At 40.7% G+C, this 21,446-nt stretch carries 20 protein-coding genes; 5 read left to right on the top strand and 15 right to left on the bottom strand.

Annotation, left to right across the window (positions count from 1 at the left end; translation table 11 throughout):
* The first annotated feature begins 73 nt into the window (after window positions 1-73).
* Genes M2132_RS00275 through M2132_RS00265 form a run of 3 tightly spaced genes read left to right on the top strand, consistent with a single transcriptional unit; the run spans window position 74 to window position 2,183 of the window.
* Window positions 74-538 carry a DUF4494 domain-containing protein gene (locus tag M2132_RS00275; protein WP_280670120.1) on the top strand — a complete coding sequence of 155 codons (465 nt, stop codon included), beginning with the start codon at window positions 74-76 and terminating at the stop codon, window positions 536-538.
* Window positions 539-542: 4 nt separating this feature from the next.
* Complete coding sequence (locus tag M2132_RS00270) at window positions 543-1,211, top strand: YggS family pyridoxal phosphate-dependent enzyme (RefSeq protein WP_280670118.1); 669 nt, start codon at window positions 543-545, stop codon at window positions 1,209-1,211.
* A gap of 27 nt (window positions 1,212-1,238) precedes the next feature.
* Complete coding sequence (locus tag M2132_RS00265; RefSeq protein ID WP_280670116.1) at window positions 1,239-2,183, top strand: hydrogen peroxide-inducible genes activator; 945 nt, start codon at window positions 1,239-1,241, stop codon at window positions 2,181-2,183.
* An 88-nt stretch (window positions 2,184-2,271) separates the two neighbouring features.
* Here M2132_RS00265 and murF read toward each other — a convergent pair whose 3' ends face one another.
* The 13 genes from murF to M2132_RS00200 all read right to left on the bottom strand — a co-directional run bounded on the left by murF (window position 2,272) and on the right by M2132_RS00200 (window position 17,358).
* Entirely contained in the window at window positions 2,272-3,561 is a 1,290-nt protein-coding gene (murF, locus tag M2132_RS00260; protein ID WP_280670114.1) for a UDP-N-acetylmuramoyl-tripeptide--D-alanyl-D-alanine ligase, read from the bottom strand.
* 184 nt (window positions 3,562-3,745) lie between these two features.
* Complete coding sequence (locus M2132_RS00255; protein WP_280670112.1) at window positions 3,746-4,363, bottom strand: TetR/AcrR family transcriptional regulator; 618 nt, start codon at window positions 4,361-4,363, stop codon at window positions 3,746-3,748.
* A 247-nt stretch (window positions 4,364-4,610) separates the two neighbouring features.
* Entirely contained in the window at window positions 4,611-5,222 is a 612-nt protein-coding gene (locus tag M2132_RS00250) for an outer membrane beta-barrel protein (RefSeq protein WP_280670110.1), read from the bottom strand.
* A 74-nt stretch (window positions 5,223-5,296) separates the two neighbouring features.
* Window positions 5,297-5,917 (bottom strand): outer membrane beta-barrel protein, encoded by a 621-nt coding sequence (locus M2132_RS00245; protein ID WP_280670108.1) that lies wholly within the window; start codon window positions 5,915-5,917, stop codon window positions 5,297-5,299.
* 169 nt (window positions 5,918-6,086) lie between these two features.
* Entirely contained in the window at window positions 6,087-7,310 is a 1,224-nt protein-coding gene (locus M2132_RS00240) for a pitrilysin family protein (protein WP_280670106.1), read from the bottom strand.
* Between the two features lie 22 nt (window positions 7,311-7,332).
* On the bottom strand, window positions 7,333-8,040 hold the full coding sequence (locus M2132_RS00235; RefSeq protein WP_280670104.1) for a DNA alkylation repair protein: 708 nt from the start codon (window positions 8,038-8,040) through the stop codon (window positions 7,333-7,335).
* A 317-nt stretch (window positions 8,041-8,357) separates the two neighbouring features.
* Window positions 8,358-10,973 carry a valine--tRNA ligase gene (locus M2132_RS00230; protein ID WP_280670102.1) on the bottom strand — a complete coding sequence of 872 codons (2,616 nt, stop codon included), beginning with the start codon at window positions 10,971-10,973 and terminating at the stop codon, window positions 8,358-8,360.
* A gap of 100 nt (window positions 10,974-11,073) precedes the next feature.
* The gene (locus M2132_RS00225) at window positions 11,074-11,982 is read right to left on the bottom strand and encodes a DMT family transporter (protein WP_280670100.1); all 909 of its coding nucleotides are present in this window, start codon (window positions 11,980-11,982) and stop codon (window positions 11,074-11,076) included.
* The gene (locus M2132_RS00220; RefSeq protein WP_280670098.1) at window positions 11,979-12,482 is read right to left on the bottom strand and encodes a low molecular weight protein-tyrosine-phosphatase; all 504 of its coding nucleotides are present in this window, start codon (window positions 12,480-12,482) and stop codon (window positions 11,979-11,981) included. Before M2132_RS00220 ends, M2132_RS00225 begins: the two co-directional genes overlap by 4 nt.
* 32 nt (window positions 12,483-12,514) lie before the next feature.
* On the bottom strand, window positions 12,515-13,063 hold the full coding sequence (locus M2132_RS00215) for a nitroreductase family protein (RefSeq protein ID WP_280670096.1): 549 nt from the start codon (window positions 13,061-13,063) through the stop codon (window positions 12,515-12,517).
* Between the two features lie 108 nt (window positions 13,064-13,171).
* Window positions 13,172-14,590: an adenosylhomocysteinase gene (gene ahcY / locus M2132_RS00210; RefSeq protein WP_280670094.1), complete on the bottom strand. Its 1,419-nt coding sequence runs from the start codon at window positions 14,588-14,590 to the stop codon at window positions 13,172-13,174.
* Window positions 14,591-14,762: 172 nt separating this feature from the next.
* The gene (locus tag M2132_RS00205) at window positions 14,763-15,974 is read right to left on the bottom strand and encodes an aminopeptidase C (protein WP_280670092.1); all 1,212 of its coding nucleotides are present in this window, start codon (window positions 15,972-15,974) and stop codon (window positions 14,763-14,765) included.
* A 286-nt stretch (window positions 15,975-16,260) separates the two neighbouring features.
* Window positions 16,261-17,358, bottom strand: a complete 1,098-nt coding sequence (locus M2132_RS00200) for a glycosyltransferase (RefSeq protein ID WP_280670090.1) — start codon at window positions 17,356-17,358, stop codon at window positions 16,261-16,263.
* A 109-nt stretch (window positions 17,359-17,467) separates the two neighbouring features.
* Between M2132_RS00200 and M2132_RS00195 the strand changes: the two genes are divergently transcribed.
* Window positions 17,468-18,466, top strand: coding sequence for a stealth family protein (locus M2132_RS00195; protein WP_280670088.1), 999 nt, complete (start codon window positions 17,468-17,470; stop codon window positions 18,464-18,466).
* Window positions 18,466-19,440: a glycosyltransferase gene (locus tag M2132_RS00190; RefSeq protein ID WP_280670086.1), complete on the top strand. Its 975-nt coding sequence runs from the start codon at window positions 18,466-18,468 to the stop codon at window positions 19,438-19,440. The genes M2132_RS00195 and M2132_RS00190 overlap by 1 nt, the downstream gene beginning before the upstream one ends.
* Before the next feature lie 65 nt (window positions 19,441-19,505).
* Here the strand turns inward: M2132_RS00190 and M2132_RS00185 are convergent, their stop codons facing one another.
* Both M2132_RS00185 and M2132_RS00180 read right to left on the bottom strand, forming a co-directional pair.
* The gene (locus M2132_RS00185; protein WP_280698171.1) at window positions 19,506-20,414 is read right to left on the bottom strand and encodes a hypothetical protein; all 909 of its coding nucleotides are present in this window, start codon (window positions 20,412-20,414) and stop codon (window positions 19,506-19,508) included.
* Between the two features lie 33 nt (window positions 20,415-20,447).
* On the bottom strand, window positions 20,448-21,431 hold the full coding sequence (locus M2132_RS00180; RefSeq protein WP_280670082.1) for a hypothetical protein: 984 nt from the start codon (window positions 21,429-21,431) through the stop codon (window positions 20,448-20,450).
* Window positions 21,432-21,446 lie beyond the last annotated feature (15 nt).

Here is a 21,446-nt window from a genome sequence, read left to right as displayed (position 1 = left end):
CGATTTCGATAAACGGGTAAAACCAAGTAAAAAATTAAATTATTAAACAACTAATTATCAAATAAAAACAACTATGCACAATTGGTTTGAATGCAAGGTCAGCTATGACAAAACCCTTGAAAACGGAATACAAAAAAAAGTATCGGAGCCTTATTTGGTAGATGCCTTGTCGTTCACCGAAGCCGAAGCTCGCATCATTGAAGAATTGAGGCCTTATATCAGTGGCGAATTCACCATTGCCGATATTAAAAGGGCAAAACTGTCGGAGTTGTTTTTCAACGAAAACGGCGACCGTTATTATAAAGCAAAAGTGTATTTTATCACACTCGACGAAAAAAGCGGATCGGAAAAGAAAACAGCGGCACAAATGCTGGCGCAGGCATCCGATATAAAAGAAGCTCTGACCGTTGTTGAAAAAGGAATGGAAGGCACTCTGGCCGACTATGTGATTGCCAGCCTTACCGAAACAGCCATCATGGATGTTTTCCCCTATTCTGCCAACGAAAAGAACGTGAATCCCGAACAAAACAATTCATAGTACAATGAGCATTACTGAAAATCTGAACGGAATATTGGCAACCATCCCCCATGGGGTGAAGCTTGTTGCCGTATCGAAGTTCCATCCTGCCTCTGCCGCTAAAGAGGCCTACGATGCCGGACAAAGAATTTTTGGTGAAAGCCGCATGCAAGAAGTGGTTCAGAAAAGCCCTCAATTGCCTGCCGATATCGAATGGCATTTTATAGGGCATTTGCAAACCAACAAGGTAAAATCTATAGTTCCTTTCACCCACACCATTCATAGTGTAGACAGTTGGAAGCTCTTGCAGGAAATAGAAAAACAGGCACAGCTGGCAGGGAGGGAAATAAACTGCCTCCTGGAAATTCATATTGCCCAAGAAGAAAGCAAATACGGGCTCACATTCGATACATGCAAAACCTTGCTCGAAACCGAAAATTGGCGAGAGCTTAAATATGCAAAAATTGCCGGAGTGATGGGCATGGCAACCAATACAGACAACGAATCGGTAATAAGGAGCGAATTCCGGGCGTTAAAAGAATATTTTAACCAGCTAAAACAAAGCTATTTCAAAGAATTTGACTATTTTCGGGAAATATCAATGGGAATGTCGCACGATTATCAGATAGCCATACAAGAAGGAGCTACGATGGTAAGAGTAGGCTCCTTGATATTCGGAAACCGAGAATACTAAATTATTTACCCTATCAGTTTTTCCATTATGAACATACAACAATTAGAATACATTATTGCTGTCGATAATCATCGTCATTTTGCGAAAGCTGCCGAAGCATCGTTCGTTACACAACCTACGCTGAGTATGATGATACAAAAGCTCGAAGACGAACTGGGGGTTAAAATATTTGACCGGAGCCAACTTCCGGTACAGCCAACGGAAATCGGAACGCAGGTAATCAATCAGGCGCGTGTCATCGTATCGCAGGTAAAGCAGGTAAAAGAGATTATACAAGAAGAAAAAGGGGTTGTGCAAGGCATTTTCCGCTTGGGTATCATACCTACAATCGCGCCCTATCTTTTACCTAAACTGATGCAGTTTCATGACGAAAACGGGTTCGATATCCAACTCAATATAGAAGAAACCACAACCGGACAGATAACCGAGCGATTGCTAAATGGATCGTTAGACGGGGCTATTCTTGCCACTCCCTTAAAAAACGACAAACTGAAAGAATATCCTATATATTACGAAAAATTCTATGCATACGTATCGCCTCGCGAAACATCGCTCTACGCCAAAAAAGAACTGGAAGAAGACGACCTGAACATAAACCGCCTGTGGCTTCTGGAAGAAGAGCATTGCTTCCGCACGCAAATACTAAGAATTTGTAATCTGCGCAAACGCAAAAGTTCGCATAGTCTTTTCTCATACGAAGCAGGCAGTATCAGTACTCTGATTAATATTGTTGATAACAATAGCGGGTTGACTATAATTCCGGAGATGGCAATTGACGGATTGAGCGAACGCCAGAAAAAGAATGTCCGCCCCTTGGTGGGTATCACTCCTGTCAGAGAAGTGAGCCTTGTTACCCGTAAAGACTTCCTCAGAGAACGTGTTGTTAAAATACTGATTGACGAAACAAAGCAATCCGTTCCCAAAAGCCTGCTGGATACTTCTTTAAAGAGATTTATTATAGATTTTAAATAGCTTTTTGACTATAACTGTTCCAAAAAAAGAGTTGTGAAAAACATAATCACAACTCTTTTTTCTATATATCTAATCGTTTGTTCTCTCTTTACAGGATATCAATGCAATCTTCCAAACGATTGCCCCGCGATCCTTTTATCAATATATATTGATTTTCAAGCGGATTTTTTGAGAGGTATTCTTTCAACGTATCCGAACTTTCGTATCGGGGATACTGGTAGGTATTCACTTGCTCAAAACTTGAGCCTACAAAAAAAACATTCTGGAATTTATGGTCGGCTATATAGTCGACCAAACGTTGATGTTCTTTTTGGCTGTCGTCTCCCAGCTCGCGCATCTCTCCAAGAATTAAAGTCTTGTTAGTAGCGTCTATGTGCCTGAAATTTTCCAAGGCAGCATGCATGCTGGTAGGATTAGCATTGTAGGCGTCTATTATAAGTATATTTTTACCGGTTTTCTTCAGTTGCGAGCGGTTATTGACAGGTTCATATTCTTCTAAAGCCTCATTGATGAGTTCTGTACGAACCCCAAAATACCGCCCTATGGCTATTGCGGCTAACGCATTCGACAGATTGTAGTCGCCAACCAGCTTTGTCTGTACCAAACAATCGGAGTCGAGCGAGCGCCATGCAAATTTAAGGCAAGGAGTTAAGGCCAATACTTTTCCGGAGATAAATAAATCTTCGTTCTCCCCGTAATAGATAGGCATCATTCCTTCAGCAATTTTAGACAGATACCTATTGTTATAATCAATAAATATCTTGCCATCTTCGCTATCACGGATATAATCGTAAAGCTCCCCTTTGGTTTTTATCACATTCTCGAACGAGCCAAAACCTTCTAAATGGGCCTGTCCTACGTTGGTAATCAAACCATAATCGGGTTCAACTATTTTTGCCAGAAACTTAATTTCGCCCGGATGGTTGGCTCCCATCTCTATCACCGCCACATCATGCTGACGTGTCATTTTTAATAAAGTAAGCGGAACACCAATATGGTTATTCAGATTACCTTCGGTATATATTACATTATACTCTTTACGTAATACTGCGGCTATCAACTCCTTTGTGGTTGTTTTTCCATTTGTTCCTGTGATGGCTATTATCGGGAGTTTAAGCTGACGGCGATGGTAATTTGCTAATTCCTGTAATGTTTCGAGCACGTCGCTCACAAGGATTATCTTGTCATTTACAACCAGAGGTTCTTCATCAACAACAGCATAACGGCAACCAGACTCCAAAGCTTTTTGCGCATACTCATTTCCATTAAAATTAGAGCCTTTCAGAGCAAAAAAAATGGAATCGGGCAAACAGTTTCGGGTATCGGTTGTTATTTGGGGATGCAGCTTATATAGCTCGTAGAGCGAGGATATTTCCATGATTATCGAATCTTAATTTAGTATCAAATTACACCTATACAATAAATAAACGAATAGGAGGTATTTTTGTTTTCTTTTAAACCTTGAAATAATTTTAAAAATCAATAATACCACCTATTACGAAGATACATTAACTTTTCAAGCAAACATAACTTCTTTCCAGAATATTTTTATGTATTGTCTTTTATTCATCCAAATCTAACATTGCCTTGATCCATTCAGGAACAAGTGCTTCCCTTTCGTTTACAAAATTTTCGTATTCCTCATTTTCGAAGGTACACATTTTAAAAATAAACGATTTACCGACAACCGGCAAAATAGTCAGAGAAACTATGTTTACGAATACATGTAAAGGTGTTATACCTAATTTCTTTTTAGAGATATGGTCGCCCAATTGCTTAAAGAAATAGCTATTTTGCATACTATCCTGTGGTATTCCTATTTTTCTTATCAAACGGTCGGGGTTAGTCTGTATTTCGCGAAAAACAAATAACGGCAAATGAGGGTTTGTTTTGTACATATTGACATAGCTCTTCACTATTTCTTGTATCTTGAACGATAAACTCGTCTGTTCATTATTTACTATCTTATTCAGAAACGAAAACATATCTTGCATGCAATCGAACATTATAATATCGAACAGATTTTCTTTGCTACGGAAATAATAATTCACCAGAGCAACATTAACCTCGGCCAATTCTGCGATGTCACGTATCCGGGTAGCATTAAAACCTTTTTCAAGAAACTCTCCACGAGCAGCAATTCTAATTTTTTCTTCAGTTTTCAAATTATCGTCTATCATACTATTCGGAAATACATAGTTATTAAAAACAAATTCAGAGATGTGAATACAAGCATCACAGAAAACTTATATTACACAACAAACATAAATTAAAGATATAACTTTACATTCCGTTTAAAACATACTTTAATTTTTTATGCCAGCTATTTACTTTTCTTACAATAAAACAGCCGGAAATATACAAAAATGCATATTTCCGGCTGTTTTACTGGTTGTCTAAAAAGGATAGACTATCTGATATTTTTAATTAAAATACGTAGTTAACACCAAACTGAATTTGGCTTAGATCAAAATCAAATCCCCAAGTATTTGTTTTTTTAGTTCCGCCATCATAATAGTGTCCTTCATTATCAAGAAAGGCTTGATCTTCGTTAATATGTTTGTATCCTAAGAAACCAACACGTGCCGTAAGACTAAGTTTATCTGAAATACCAAAATTAAATCCGGGTTGAAAACCTACGTTAAAATAGTCTGCTTCGGCTTTAGATTTTTTGTTTTTACCATGAGTATATTCCACACCTCCGTCAACAAAAACAGAACCGCGGTCAAATTTATACGCATAATAACGAGCAAAAGGTGCAACAACAAAATTGTAACCTTTATCTCCATCAAAAAGATCGTATGCTCCTGATGTTGTTACAACACCAAATTTAAGTCCAAAAGCAAATTTATCTGTTTGGTTGTAACCTATTTCACCCAATACTTTAACTCCGGTTACATCTTTTTGGCTTTTTCCGGCCAATTTAGGAGCATGAGTTGTCATACCAATATTTGCTCCTACCCATGTTTGCCCCACTTCTTGTGCATTCATCGAAAATACACAAAGAACAAGAACAAGAGTAAATAATAATTTCTTCATTGTCTTCTTTTTTTAGTTATCAACATTATAGAATGCTATAATGTCTGAAATTTTGTTCTTAAAGTGTATTTTATTTAGAATATAAAGCTAAGACCAAATTGGAATTGAGACATATCGAAGTCAAAACCAAGACTGTTATCCCTAACTTTACTGTCTTTTACTCCTTTCAAAACTGATTTCTCATGTTTGTAACCTAAGAAACCAAGTTTTCCGGTCAAAGCCAATGTGTTTGACAATTTAACGGCAACACCCGGACGGAAACCAATTTCCAAATCTGTTGTTTCTGATTTGAATGGTTTTCTTTTTCCTTCAAGATAAGAGTAAGTAGCACCACCGTCAACGAAAAGACTACCAAGATCGCCTTTCAAGAAAGTGTAACGTGCAAATGCTCCAAAAAGGTAACCATCTTCTCTGGTTGGCGCTTCTATTCCATTATAGTTTCTCACGTCTTCTACATGAGTATATCCTAAATTTACTCCTACTCCTAAGTTTTCTGTAATAACATATCCTATTTCAGGAACAAATTTGAAAGAAGTGTAAGATTTAGATTTTGTATCAGTAATAGCTTCATTTTCAATTTTAATGCTTTTCATACTAAAACCTAACGACCCACCAGCCCAGAATTGTCCAACTTCCTGAGCATTTACAGTTAGTACTCCAAGAGCAAGAGCAAGAGTAAGAAATAATTTTTTCATAACCTTCAATTTTAATTTAAAAATATATTTTCTGTAAAACTATGCAAATATAGTTTATATATTTGTTAAATTGATGTGCGGATGACATTTTTTGTGTCGTAACGCCTCCAAAACATGTATTATATAACACATTTCAGACTATCGATGAGCAAATGGGCTTTCATCAAATTTACAAATATATGAGGCAAGATAGTTTATTTTTTTGAAAAATATCGTTTGCTACGGCAAATAAATCGTCTTCTTTTATCAAATTTATCTTGCTGTAAGTTTCCGAGGGGCTATCAAAATGATTGTAGTGCAAAAAGTTTTTCCCCAACGATTGGGCTATGCTTTCGTTATTGTCGCTATGGACGGCAATCTGTCCCAACAGCTGTTTTTTAGCTGTTTGGAATTGTCGGGACGTCAGCCCTCCTCTGCAAAGCGCATCCAATTCCTTATATACTAATTCGATACATTTTCCGAAATTTTTCTCATCCGTACCAAAGTAGATAGAAAACATTCCCGTATCGCTAAAAGACGAGATACTCGACTCCACATTATATACATATCCTTTTTTCTCGCGGAGCGACAAGTTAAGCCGGCTATTCATGCCCGGCCCCCCTAAAATATTGTTCAATAAATAAAGGGCATGTCTTTTAGGATCGTGCAGGGTATATGCCGTTGCGCCTATTATAGCATGCACCTGCGATGTTTCCTTATTCACTTTTACTTCCGATGGCACATTATTCGCAGGTTTTATCCTCTCTGTATTTCGTGGCGAGGAACATATTCCTGCCAGATATTTTTCAGCTAAACGGACAATTTTTTCGAACTTGGTTTGTCCATACGAGAAAAAAACCATGTTTTCAGGAACATAGTATTTCGAGAAAAATCGCTTTGCTTTTTCAGTATCGAAAGTCAACAGAGATTCTTTTGTGCCCAAAATATTATGCCCGAACTGTGTGCTTCTGAATAAAAGATTTTCAAATTCATCAAAAATAAGCTCCGAAGGGCTGTCCTCATACGAATTTATCTCATCTATAATAACCTCAACTTCTTTGTCTATCTCCTTCTGCGGAAAGTCGGAGCTGAAAATCATGTCACTCAACAGTTCAAAAATCCTTTCGAAATCTTCCTCAAGAAAGGCCGAATAAAGAACCGTTTCTTCCTTATTGGTATAAGCGTTCAAGTCCCCACCTACGGCCTCTACCCTATTTATTATGTGGCGGGATGTCCGTTTGGCTGTGCCCTTAAAGAGCATATGCTCAATAAAGTGAGCCATTCCATACTCATCGTCGGCCTCGTCGCGAGTGCCTACATTGACTATAAAACCGGCATACGAAACCCTGCTTGTATTATGTTTATGCACCAAACGGAGGCCATTCTGTAAAGTATATGACTGATAGTTAACCATTAAGAATTTTATATCGATTTTATTAATCTTTCTTCATGTAATGAGCCCTTTCTTCGGGCGAAAGCTTTTCTATTGCGTACCGGAGCATAGTCCGTGGCATTGCCCGGTAATGCTTGTCGAGAAACGCTATCAATACCTCTTTGTCGCGTTTGCCTGCCTCCCGGAGCATCCAGCCTGTTGCCTTGTGCATCAAATCGTGCTTATGGGTGAGGAATATTTCCGAAAGACGGACGGTATCTTCAAAATCGTTTTGCTTTATAAAAGCGAAAGTAGATATGATGGCAATTCGCTGATTCCAAAGCAGACTGCTTGCGGCAAGATTGTACAAAACGCTTCGGTCTGTTTTATCTGCCAGATATTCGCCCACAATATCACGGGCACTGAGATCAACCAAATCCCAGTTATTTATACGTTCGGTATTGGCCAGATAAAAATCTACAATTTTCTTTTTCTCATCCTTCTTTGCGCCCTTAAATAACTCTACCAGAATCAGCAAGGCACACAGCCGGCATTCGTGATACTGGCTCTGCAAAAGTTTCTCGATTTCATCAACCGGCATTAGTTTATTTGCCTTGGCAACCTTACGGGTATCGGGAACAACTACTCCAATAAACTTGTCGCCCTCGCCATACTGTCCTTCTCCTGTCTTAAAAAAGTAAGGAAGAAAATCCCTTTTTTCAGGGGTTGAATACCCTTCTAATTGGGTTTGGATATCTTTTGCGGTCACCATATATATAAGACGGATGTTTTGTTATCGAATTCTTTTCTTCACCCCGAAAAAGTAAAGAAGCGAACAAAAATAACCATTTTTCCCGAATACCGTTTAGCAATACTCCAGACGAATGATTATTTCATACTTTATGTCGATTCATTTTAGCAGTTTGTCGATTTTTGTTGCACAGGATACTATCCATATATAAATTTGTTATGTTGAATAAGCAACACATGGAATATATAGTATAAGGTAAAAGCATTGGTTTAGGTAATAAAAAGAAAAACCTCTCTTTGAAACGGATCATCGAGAGGTTTTTCAATATAGCTTTATTCTTATTTCCGTAAGCCGGCAATGCTTTCTTCGAGCGTTTTAATTTTGCTCTCGGCATCGGCTTGTTTTTTACGTTCCATTTCAACCACTTCGGGTTTAGCATTGGCAACAAACCGCTCGTTGCTCAGTTTTTTCATTACAGAATTCAAGAATCCTTTGGTGTATTTAAGTTCTTCTTCCATCTTGGCAAGTTCTTCCTCTACATTAACGTTGTCGCCAAGCGGTATGGCAAACTCGGTTGTACCTACCATAAAAGAAGAAGCGGCAGACGGTTTTTCAGTCACACCGTTTATTGCCAAAAGGTTACCCATCTTCTTTACCACAGGGGCAAAAGCCGTATCAAAACTACCTACAACATTCAACTCTAAAACATCCTTATTAGGAATATTTTTCTGCAAACGAACGGTACGGATGCCCGACACAATCTCTTTTACGACATCGAACGCCGACAAATAGTCTCCTTCAAAATCCGTAGGACGAGGCATATCCGTATTCATGATGCTTTCGCCGTCTTTGCGTTCTTCCAAGGCTTGCCACAACTCTTCGGTGATGAAAGGCATAAAAGGATGGAGCAAACGCAAAAGCGAGTCGAAGAAGTCTAACGTAGCCCGGTACGTTGCCGCATCTATCGGCTTTTGATAAGCAGGTTTAATCATCTCCAGATACCATGACGAAAACTCGTCCCAAAACAGTTTGTAGACATTCATCAGGGCTTCCGACAGGCGATATTTTCCGAACGAATCATTCATTTCGTCTACCGTCTTTGCCAAAACCGATTTGAACCATCTGACGGCAATAGCTGCCGATTCGGGTTGTTCTGCCGCAGAGTCTACCTCCCACCCTTTTATCAGGCGGAAAGCATTCCATATCTTATTGTTGAAGTTACGTCCTTGCTCGCAAAGCGCTTCATCGAACGGAATATCGTTTCCGGCAGGGGCAGTAAGCAATAAGCCCATACGTACACCATCGGCTCCATATTTATCCATGAGTTCTATCGGGTCGGGCGAGTTACCGAGCTGTTTCGACATTTTGCGCCCCAGCTTATCGCGCACTATCCCCGTGAAATACACATTGCTGAAACAAGCCTGCTGGCGATATTCGTACCCTGCCATAATCATACGCGCCACCCAAAAGAAGATAATATCGGGGGCTGTTACCAAATCGTTGGTAGGATAGTAATAACTTATGTCCTTATTGTCGGGATGATTTATTCCGTCGAACACCGAAATAGGCCACAGCCACGACGAGAACCACGTATCCAGACAGTCTTCGTCGCGCCGGAGGTCGGATTGCTGCAACGCGGGATTTTTTTTGCGGGCCTCTTCCAATGCTTTTTCGGGTGTTTCCCCAACCACATAACCTCCTTCGGGCAGGTAGTATGCCGGAATCTGATGTCCCCACCACAACTGGCGGCTTATGCACCAATCCTTGATACCTTCCATCCAGTGGCGGTACGTGTTTTTATATTTTGCGGGATAGAACTTAATGGTATCGTTGGCCACAGCCTCGGCTGCCGGTTTGGCAAGGGTTTCCATTTTCAGGAACCACTGCATGGAAAGCTTTGGTTCGATAGGCACATTGGTACGTTCCGAGTATCCTACCTTGTTGGTATAGGGTTCTGTTTTTTCGAGCAAATCGCCTGCTTCAAGGTCTTTTTCTATTTGCTTGCGGACATCGAAACGGTCCATACCTTCGTACTGCAAACCGTTTGTGTTGAGCGTTCCGTTATCGTTGAAGATATCTATTGCTTCGAGGTTATATTTTTCGCCCAGCATGTAGTCGTTCACATCGTGGGCGGGGGTTACCTTCAGGCAACCTGTACCAAATTCCGTGTCCACATATTCGTCCTCAATAATAGGCACTACACGGTTCACAAGGGGTACAATCACTTTTTTGCCTTTCAGGAAGGCTGTTTTTTCATCGTTGGGGTTTATACATACGGCAACGTCGCCAAAAATTGTTTCGGGGCGGGTTGTTGCTATCACCGCATAGCCGTTTTCGCCTTCAATTTTATAGCGCAGATAGTATAGTTTTCCGTGCTCTTCCCTGTGGATAACTTCTTCGTCCGAAAGAGCCGTTGTTGCCTGTGGATCCCAATTCACCATACGTACACCACGGTATATAAGGCCTTTGTTATACAAATCGACAAAGACTTTATATACACTCTCGGAACGTGGCTCGTCCATCGTGAAGCAAGTCCTGTCCCAATCGCACGAAGCTCCCAGCTTACGCAACTGTTGCAGGATGATGCCACCGTGCTTATCGGTCCACTCCCAAGCGTGTTTCAGAAATTCATCGCGGGTAAGGCTGTTTTTATCAATCCCTTCCGATGCCAGCTTTGCAACCACCTTAGCTTCGGTAGCTATCGAAGCATGGTCTGTGCCGGGTACCCAGCAAGCATTTTTACCCATCATACGGGCACGGCGCACCAACACATCCTGAATAGTATTGTTGAGCATATGCCCCATATGCAGTACACCCGTTACGTTTGGAGGCGGAATGACGACAGTGAAAGGCTCTCTGCTATCAGGTTCTGAATGAAAGAATTTTTTCTCCAACCAATACTGGTACCATTTGCCTTCAACCTCGGCAGGGTTGTACTTACTTGCTATATCCATACTTTTTTCTAAAATATAAGGTAAAAATATTACGAAAGGCAAAAATAAGAAATTGTTTGCATAGATTTGGTACTTAATGCAATCTTTGCATTAAAAAGACTTACCCAAGTACCCGTTTTCTTTTGAACAAAGACAGGTTCATCAGCGTAATAGCCAACAGGATAAGGACTATCCCCAGCCATTGCAGACCGTCGGTTTGCTCATGCAGAAATATGTGTGCCATCATTACAGAAACAGGCAGTTCTACAGCTGCCAAAATACTGCCTAAGCCAAGCCCCGCAAGTGGCATCCCTTTAGCAAACAAAAGGGGTGGAAGCACTGCTCCGAAGATGGCGAGCAGTAATCCCCATTTCCAAAAAACGGAAACATCGAACTGCTGCGTAAGCGAATATCCCCACACAAGGGTAACGGTGATAAGGGCTCCCATCAGAATATACAAGGAGCGGGAAAGCGTGGAATTATGGATAGCTATACGGTTCGATGTAAACATACTGAAAGTGTATGCCAAAGCCGCAAGCAATCCCCAGAACACCCCCCGGACGTCAAGGTGTACATCAGTCTTTTGCAGGCTTGTTGCCAAAACAGTCCCCACAAGCACAACCACAATAGCCACAAACTGGCTCGCTGTGGGTTTTCGCTTGTTTATAACCATATCTACAACCGTGCCCATCCAAACCGATTGCATCAGCAGGACAATACCTACCGACACTTCTACATAACCCAACGACAGGTAGTAAAATACACTACTCAGCCCCATAGGTATTCCGCCGGCAACAAGCCGCAATTTATTCTTTTTTGTGGGAATATGTACAGACGAAGTATTGCCTTTTAGCCGTAAACAAATATAAGCTACAAACAGAAACAAAAAACCCAGAAAAGTTTGGGCAAACGTGAGTTCGGCAGTAGAAAAGCCTTCTTCGCCACCCAGTTTTACGAATGTAGCCAACACCCCGTAGCTCATAGCTCCGGCAAGAACAAAAAGAACCCCTTTCAGTTTATTGGGTATCATTTACGAAGATCGTTTCCTTGTTCTAAAATATTTTCGAGTAAGCCTCCGCAAGCATCTTCCAGCAAGTCTAACACCAGCTCAAAGCCATCCGCACCCGAGTAATAAGGGTCGGGAACATGGTCGTAGCTATATTTCCGGGAGAAGTCCGTCATCCGGTAAACTTTCTGCCCCGATTCCAAGTCGGGGCTAAGGCGCATAATATTGTTGTAGTTACTATCGTCCATCGCCAAGATTATATCGAAATCGTCGAAGTCCTGAACATCAAATTTACGTGCCCGCGAGTTGAAGTCGTATCCCCGGCGTGCTCCATGTTGCCGCATACGGGCATCGGGCAGTTCGCCAATATGCCAACCTCCCGTACCTGCCGAGTCTATGAAAAACCGATGGGCGAGGCCTTTATCTTCCACCAATTTTTTGAATATCCCCTCTCCTGCCGGAGAACGGCATATATTACCCAGACAGACGAACAAAACCTTATATTCTTTTTGATTATTATCCATTAACGTAATCTGATTTATTGATTCACTCACAATTAGCTTTTATATGAATTGTACGAAACCGTTTCGGAGACAGGTTTACGCTTCTTTTCTCTCAGTTCCTGAGCCGAATAACCGATAATGATATCCAGAATCACCCTGCGTGAATCGGGTATATTGAGCAGTTTCTTCATCTTCGACTCATTAAACCACCCCAAGATGCAACTTCCCAACCCTTCAGCCTGAGCAGCCAAGGTAATATGAGCCGCAGCGATGCCAAGATCCACAAAAGCAAAATGCTTGTCTTTCACCATTCCGCCAATACCCGATGTGATATTCACCTTTTCTTCAACAACAACGATATGTACAGGAGCCTGTTTAGTAAAATGATTCATCCCCAGCAACTTTGCCGAGGCAGCATCGCCCACTTTATCCTTTAGTTCGGGTTGGTCAACAACAATAAAATGCCAAGGCTGTGCATTACATGCCGATGGCGACAAACGAGCCGCTTCTATAATGCGCTCTATCTTCTCTTTTTCGACCAAGCGGTTGGTGTCGAACTTACGGGTGCTTTGCCTTTCCTTAACAAGGTCTAAAAAATCCATCGTGATAATTTTTTATATGATACACAAAATTAGTGTTTTATAATATAACAAAGAAGGGCTTCGCGATAAATTAATCGCAAAGCCCTTGCTATTCTATAAAATATTATCTTAATATCTGTAATGATCTGGTTTATAAGGACCTTCAACAGGTACACCTATATAATCGGCTTGGTCTTGAGAGAGTTTGGTAAGTTTAACCCCAATCTGGTCAAGGTGCAAGCGGGCAACCTCTTCGTCCAAATGTTTAGGCAAGCGATAAACGTTTACTTCGTAATCCTTTTGCCACAATTCTATCTGAGCCAATGTCTGGTTTGTGAACGAATTACTCATCACAAACGATGGATGGCCTGTTGCACAGCCCAAGTTCACCAAACGTCCGTCAGCAAGCAAGAAAATAGAATTTCCGGTAGGGAAAGTATATTTATCTACCTGAGGTTTTATGTTGATGTGTTTAACTCCGGGGAAGTTAACAAGCTTATCTACTTGTATTTCGTTATCGAAGTGACCTATGTTACAAACAATAGCCTGATCTTTCATCAACTTCATGTGGTCGATAGTGATAATATCGCGGTTTCCGGTTGTTGTAACAAAAAGATTGCCTTCTTTGAGCGCGTCTTCCATAGTTGTTACCTCAAAGCCTTCCATAGCTGCTTGCAGAGCGCAGATAGGGTCTATTTCGGTAACAATAACACGCGCACCGTAAGAACGCAAAGAATGCGCACAGCCCTTACCCACGTCGCCATATCCGGCCACAACAGCCACTTTTCCGGCAATCATTACATCGGTAGCACGTTTAATACCATCGGCAAGCGACTCACGGCATCCGTAAAGGTTATCGAATTTCGATTTTGTAACCGAATCGTTTACATTAATAGCAGGGATCAACAGTTCGCCACGTTCCATCATCTGATACAAGCGGTGAACACCTGTTGTAGTCTCTTCCGATACGCCTTTCCATTCGGCAACAGTGCGATGCCAGCGTTGATTGTCTTCGGCCAAGATACGCTTCAAGGTATCAAGAATCACTTGTTCTTCGTGGCTCGATGCTTTGCGGTTAAGGATTTCGGCATCGTCTTCGGCTTTATACCCCGTATGTATAAGCAAGGTTGCATCGCCTCCGTCGTCAACAATGAGGTGCGGGCCTTTTCCTCCCGGAAAACGCAAAGCCTGTTCGGTACACCACCAGTATTCTTCAAGCGTCTCACCTTTCCATGCAAACACAGGGATGCCTGCCGCTGCGATAGCCGCCGCCGCATGATCTTGTGTAGAAAAAATATTACAACTCGCCCAACGGATATCCGCGCCCAGTTCTTTCAGGGTTTCAATCAGAACCGCAGTTTGTACCGTCATATGCAGCGAGCCCATAATACGAGCACCTTTCAGCGGTTTCGAAGCTCCATATTTTTTACGCAATGCCATCAGTCCGGGCATTTCGTGTTCTGCTATGTCTAACTCCTTACGTCCAAAATCCGCAAGGTTGATGTCGGCCACCAGATACGGAAGGTCTGGTAATAGTTCTTTTGCCATAATCTTTTTTTTGTATTTATTTGTTATATAAGATTTTAAAATTTCAGTGCCGCAAAGGTACAAATATTCTCTTTTACACACACACTCATTTATAAACTATTCACTCATACACAGATATAAAAAAGGAGCCTCCGAAAAAAGGCTCCTTATTAGATTTATGCTAAAGGCATGTCTATTTCAAATTCAATTTCTTTGCAATATCTTTTGGCAAAGCGTCTTTATGGATAATAAAGTTCATTGTTTTGTATCGCACAAACGCCTCCGAAACATACCAGATACCTTTATACTTTCCGGTAAGTCCCCATGAGTTTTTCACCATATAGTATTTTGTTCCGTTTACGTCTTTGGCTATACCAAAAATCTGCATGCCATGATCGTCGGTTGTTTCGTAATTATCGTATGCCTGCTGACGCATTTCTTGTGTGATGGTGAGTTCCTTCACAGGGCCTTCTTCAATTTTACGTCTGATAGAATCGTTCTTCGCACCGGCCGACAGACCCAACCAACGTGCTTGGTCAGAGCCTACAAAATCGGACGAACCTTCGTCAGGAATAACACCGATACCATTACGGCTGAATCCTTTTTCGCTCACATCCGAAGCCCAAGCTATCGTATAGCCGTTTTCGATGGCATAGTCCATCGTTTGCATCATTTCGTCCAAAGGCAGATTGTACGAATTTGCCCAACGCCAGTTGTCTTCAACCTCGATTGGGAAAGCAGTATAAAACGGATGATGCGTAAAAGAGGTTAACGATATGTAATTGTCGGAATTCAATCCTAAACTTTTTGCAAAACTTTGAGGAGTATATGTAGCCCCATTATACTGGAACGATTCGGGTTTTTTGCCCATATAAGCATCAAGGATGCCTTTAAAACCTTCGAACCATGCAGCCGACAGTTTCCTGTTAGGATTTTGGATAATGGCTTTCAGATATCCACTCAAAGCCGAACTCATTTCCGCATGGCGGTGCAGAGTGTCGCCCGCATTATAGTTAATGCCACGCATTTCGGCTTCGGGCACTACTCCATATTCGTTGATGGTATTCACTACATCGCAAAAAGCGCCTCCCTCGGCAAAGTTCAAACGACCATGCAAGCGTACATATTTCTGAGCTTTATCTTCATAGTTGCGGCGCACCACATACATGTCGGCAAGATCGTGATGACCTTTACCCATACGGATAAGCTCCGACTCAATAAACGCAATTCCCGAAAAACTCCAGCAAGTTCCGCTACTCGCCTGATTTTTTATAGACGTTATGGGGTTTTCTTTTACTACTTTAAATTGATAGCCATCAGTTGTTTTACTATCGCTTCCTGTTGTTTGTGCCCATGAAGATGCTGCCAAGAGTATAGACACGGATAATGTAAACAGTTTTCTCATTACTTATTTGATTATGATTAATTTTATCAACAAAAATAGGCATTAACTATGCCTTATACAATAAAATAAACGTATTTTAATCTTTTATTTAACCCGTAGTGCATTTAGAGAACTTATGACAAACAGCTTATTATAAATATCTTATAGTATCTGTCCTTCTGAACAAAGTGAAGAATCTCTGTGTTTTTTATTAAAGATCCTTCGTTACACTCAGGATGACAATCTGAAATGAATATATGTTATTTCTCAAATAATTAGCTTTTATTTTCTAAATGCACTACGGATATTATTTAGTCCAAAAATCGAGATACTGCCGGGCCACTTTCACGTAATCGTGATGCTTTTCTATAAACATCCGGCTGCGGCGCGAAAGATCGGCTATCTGCTCATTATCGGCTATCAGATTTTCGAGTTTACGGAAAATATCCTGCTCGTCGGGCAAAACGTTTACGATTGGTTTATTCTCTGTTTCGCCCAATATTTCATACGTTTCGGGTTCGCCACCGCCAACAACAACCAAGCCTTTTGCCATCGCACCCAAGGCATTCATGCCGGGAGTATAAGAATAAAGCTGGTCGAGCAATACGTCCGAGTTTGTCATCATCTGCATATAGCGGGTATAGGGAACAGACTCGGCTTTCAGTAGGGAGCTGTTTTGCGGATATTTTTCGTGTACCTGTTCTAAAACCCTCAACAGCACATCAGCTCCTTTACATTCGGTGCGATGCTTTTGTATGCCTATAAAAAAATTAGTGTTCGTCTTGTCAATACCACGTTGTGTATAACTGATCTCGTGTGTATTTATTGGAGCCGGAATGTAAACGAGTTTGTCTTCAAAATCCTGCTTGTACGACTCATAATACTCGTACAGACAGGCTATTATGCCATCTACCTGTTCGGCTATCTGTCTGTTTACACGTTCCTTTTCGGTGCCTATCCACTCGCGCATCAGTTTTTTTGAAGAAGCTATATAATCGGTTCTTCCGGGAATATCAAACTCCGAATATCTGAACAGCTTTTTTTCGGCACAGGCTTTCACCCAATAATGATCATCGCCAAAAGCACCCAGAAAAATTTTTCCGTTGTTCCGTTTCAGAAAATGAAACGCTTTCAGTTCCCTTTCGATGCGCAGATTCAGGAAAGAAGGATTTATGAGCTGCACAACATCATACCCTCTGAACGAAGGTAACACCCTCAACAATTTTGCCACATACCTCAGTGTATCTACCTTACCATAGCCCTTCCGCTTCAGCTGTATATCGTTCCGATAGCCTTTATAACCATCGCCCGATGAGACAACCGTTACCTCGTGCCCCAAGCTTCGCAAGCCTTGCGCCAGTGTCCAATGCAGATTGCTATATTCGCCCAGTAAGAGAATTTTCATTCAAGTATATCGCAAAATTAGGATTAACCTCGTATTTGTAGCAAAGGTATATGAAATATCTAAAATAATCTATATTTTTACATAATCTTAATTCCCCTAAAAAGTAAGAATGAACCAAGCTAACGATATAGATATAGTACTTACATGGGTAGACGGAAACAACCCCGAATGGCAGGCACGGTACAAACAGTTCTGCAATAGTACGAAGGAAGGAGACAAGCGCGAAATACGCTTTCGCGACTGGAATCTTCTCCGGCATTGGTTTCGCGGTATCGAAACGTTTGCTCCTTGGGTAAGGAAAATCCATTTTGTTACATCGGGCGAACTACCCGAATGGCTCAATCTAAATCATCCTAAACTGAACTGGGTAAAACACAGCGATTTTATTCCCGCTCAATACCTGCCCACTTTCAATATAAATGCCATAGAAACAAATTTTCATCGTATAGAGGGATTAAGCTCTCAGTTCATATACTTCAACGACGATATGTTTCTGACACGGAAAACCCTTCCAACCGATTTTTTCCGTAATGGCCTACCCTGCGATTTTGCTATATTAGATCCCATATTTCCGGTAGAATATCCCGAAATATTTGTCAACAATACTCTTGTCATAAACCGCAATTTTTCGAAAAAAACAGCAATAAAAAAGAACCTCGGCAAATGGATAAACCTACGGTACGGAAAATACCTGCTGAAATCGTTACTGCTGTTACCGTGGAACAAATTTCCGGGGCTACTCAATGCGCATCTGGCACACCCTTTCAGAAAAGAAACATTTGCCGAAGTATGGCAAGCCGAACCCGATATACTGAACACAACAGGTTTGGCTAAGTTTCGCTCGCATACCAATGTGAACCAGTGGATTTTTAGGTTTTGGTACATAGCAAAAGGCGAATTCTGCCCACGCAATATTCTGAAAACAGGCCAGACCTTCGAGATACAAACATCAACATTGGACGATATTTGCACCGCCGTGCGTACTCAAAAATACAAACAAGTATGCCTCAACGATGGGTTGGACATACCCGACTTTGAGGCCATGAGCCAAAAACTGCAAGAGGCATTCAACGAAATACTTCCTCATAAATCGGCATTCGAAATTTAATGGTAATCAGTTTCGTCATACCCGTATATAATACCGCCCGGTATCTGGAAAAGTGTGTTGACAGTATTCTCAGTCAAGGTATTGATGAAGATGTTTTTGAGATTATTATCATAAACGACGGATCGACTGACGAATCGGCAGACGTAATAAAACGACTGGCCGAAAGCAATCGCCGCATCCGTGCCATACACCAACAAAACTTAGGGTTGAGCATAGCCCGCAACGTAGGGATAGGTTTGGCACAGGGCGATTATATCTTCTTTGTCGATTCGGACGACTACCTCTTCCCCGGTACTCTACCCCAACTGGTTCGCTATGCCGAAAATAATCCGCTCGATATCATAGGTTTTGACTATGCTTTTGTTTACGATAACAGGCAGATGGCAGAAAAAAAACGAAAACCGGAAATGTACAATAAGTTGATGCCCGGAGCCGAATACCTGTGCAAATATAACCTGAGTGGCGGCGTTTGGTACTTATTCGCGCGAACCCTTTTGCAGGAAACACCTGTGCTGATGCCCGAAGGAATATATCACGAAGACGAAGTTTTCCTGCCCAAAGTATTTACGTATGCCCAGCGGGTTACCTTCATAAACCTCACCGTATATGCCTATTATCAGCGTAGTGGCTCTATAACCAACAATGCGGCCCTTTTCGAGAGGCGTATTACCGATTATTTTTCGGTTCTCGACAATCTTATCCTTTTCTTAAAGGAAACCGCCTTAAACCAACTGCAAAGACAGAGCTTGGAGAAAAAACTCAATTTCCTCGCCGTTGATATCATAATAAACCTTATTCAGGCACAAGCCGAAAAAAAATTCATTCTGTCTACCCTGCAAAAACTTAACGACAGAAACCTATATCCTCTTGCCAAAGCTTCTTATTCGGGCAAATACAAACTGTTCCGATTCGTTTTCAACAGTAAAAACAATATCCTGCGTGCCGCCCGCATGGGGCTTATAAAGAAAAAGTAATCCCCCTTCGTCATGTTGAGTAAAACGAAGTATCTTGAATTGAAGATGCGAAGACTATTCAGAACTTATCTTTTGTTTCTCTTCTTTTTCAATGAACTTATTTTCTCTTGCATGTCTAAAGTAGGGAGTCCAATAGATAATCTGTTCTTGTTTACCTCTTCGATATCAATTTTATTCTCTTTATTACAGTTCAATACCTCATAGATGTATTTTCCTGTTTTCCGTTCCCGCATGAAAGCCCAAACATATGGTGTACATTCTCCTGTTTCCACATAACGCCATATCATTGGCTCGATTTCTTCCCTTATGTCCGAAGCATGTATTATTGGAACCCAGAACGAATTACCCAAATCTCCATTCATTACTCCTGTTACTCTATAGTTTGTATAACCATGAATTTTCAATATCTCTATTATTCTATCGGCATTGTGTTGGCTTACCTCGTCCCAATCCAGCGTAGGGTTCTCAATTTTATTATTGGCATCCTCCCTAATTTTTTGGTCATTTTCATGCATTTGCCGGAGTTCATTTATAAGATCTTTCCGTTCTGGGGTATAAAATGCCTGAAATTTAGGGTATATATCCATTATTAAACCATGAAGATCTATGCTTTCTTTAAATTTCATAATATAATCGGTAGTATCTTCTTCTGCTAAAAAAAGAGCTATACTACCATAGTCTGTAGCCAGTTTATTGATGTAATGTACAGCTTTATCATAATCATTGTTTTTAATCAATAATCTGGCATAAAGACTCATTTCACCGTATTCCGTCTGTTCAACAATGGGGCAAGCCTTCTCGGCTTGTTGAAGTTTTAGGAAAGCTAAATCCTCGTTATCTTCCAAATAGGCAAGATAAGCCTCATTTACTAACTGGTAATAACCACTGGTAATGTAGTTGTAACCATCGTTAGATAATACTTTCTGTATTAAAAAAACATTAATACACAGCAAAATAAATATTATTTTTTTCATTGTTATTATCAATTTAAGTTTTCACGCATTTGCTTATTTCATATCAGGATTATCTTCGTGAAACAACTCACTATTTCTCTTATCCAATTTACGAGAACGCATACCTATTTTTGCACGGCGTTCATCCAAATATTCATAATCCTCTATTTGGTCTTCTGGCGTATCTGTATATATGCCGTAAATGTATTTTTTGTTGCGATCACCATAATTGCGCTCATGTAATATTTTGTAGTCAATTATAGAACCATATGTAGATGGGGGGCATTTACCATCCCGTACATTCTGCAAAATCGCATCCTCAATATCCTTTCTCGCACTAATATGCATTGTCATTGTAGGGAGTCCTGCTGAAATAGTAAAATTAATATCAGTCATGTTTGCACCATATATCCGTGCGTCGGGATAACCATATTGCTCTATTATCTCTAAAAAGCGTTTTGCATTGTATTCATCAACTTTATCCCATTCGTCCTTCTCTTCATCGGTCAGATTAGCAGTCTTTAGTCGCACCCGTTTATCATTATCTTTCATTTCTTTCAATTCCTGCACTAAAGCTTTGCGTTCAGGGTCGTCATAAAATGCTTGGAAACTCATTCCTATTTCTAACAATATGGAATCGTTAAACGATGGATACTCTAACAATAATTCCTGATATAACAGGCTGTCAATTTCGTTTAACATAAAAAATTCTGTAGCTAAGCCCCCATACTCTTTAGCAAATTTTTTTGCATAATATATAGCTTTATCAAATTGTCTATTTCTCATCAACCCTTCAGCATAATACATCATTTCATTAAATCCCCTTTGATTGAGTAGGGGTGCTACCTTTTCAGCTTTGCTGTACAATTCAAAGGCACGGTCAGGTTTCCCTTCAAGACGGGCGATATCGGCTTCGTATATTAGTTGGTAATAACCACTAGTTATATAATCAGGTTTTGTTTCTTCCTGAGCTTGCGAAAAGGACGAAAACGAAATTAAGACGAATAGTAATAAAAGAAAATGTTTATTAGTTTTCATGAGCGTTGTTATCTT

The organism is Dysgonomonas sp. PH5-45 (assembly GCF_029893235.1).
GTDB lineage: Bacteria > Bacteroidota > Bacteroidia > Bacteroidales > Dysgonomonadaceae > UBA1309.
This window is presented reverse-complemented; position numbering and strand designations above follow the sequence as displayed.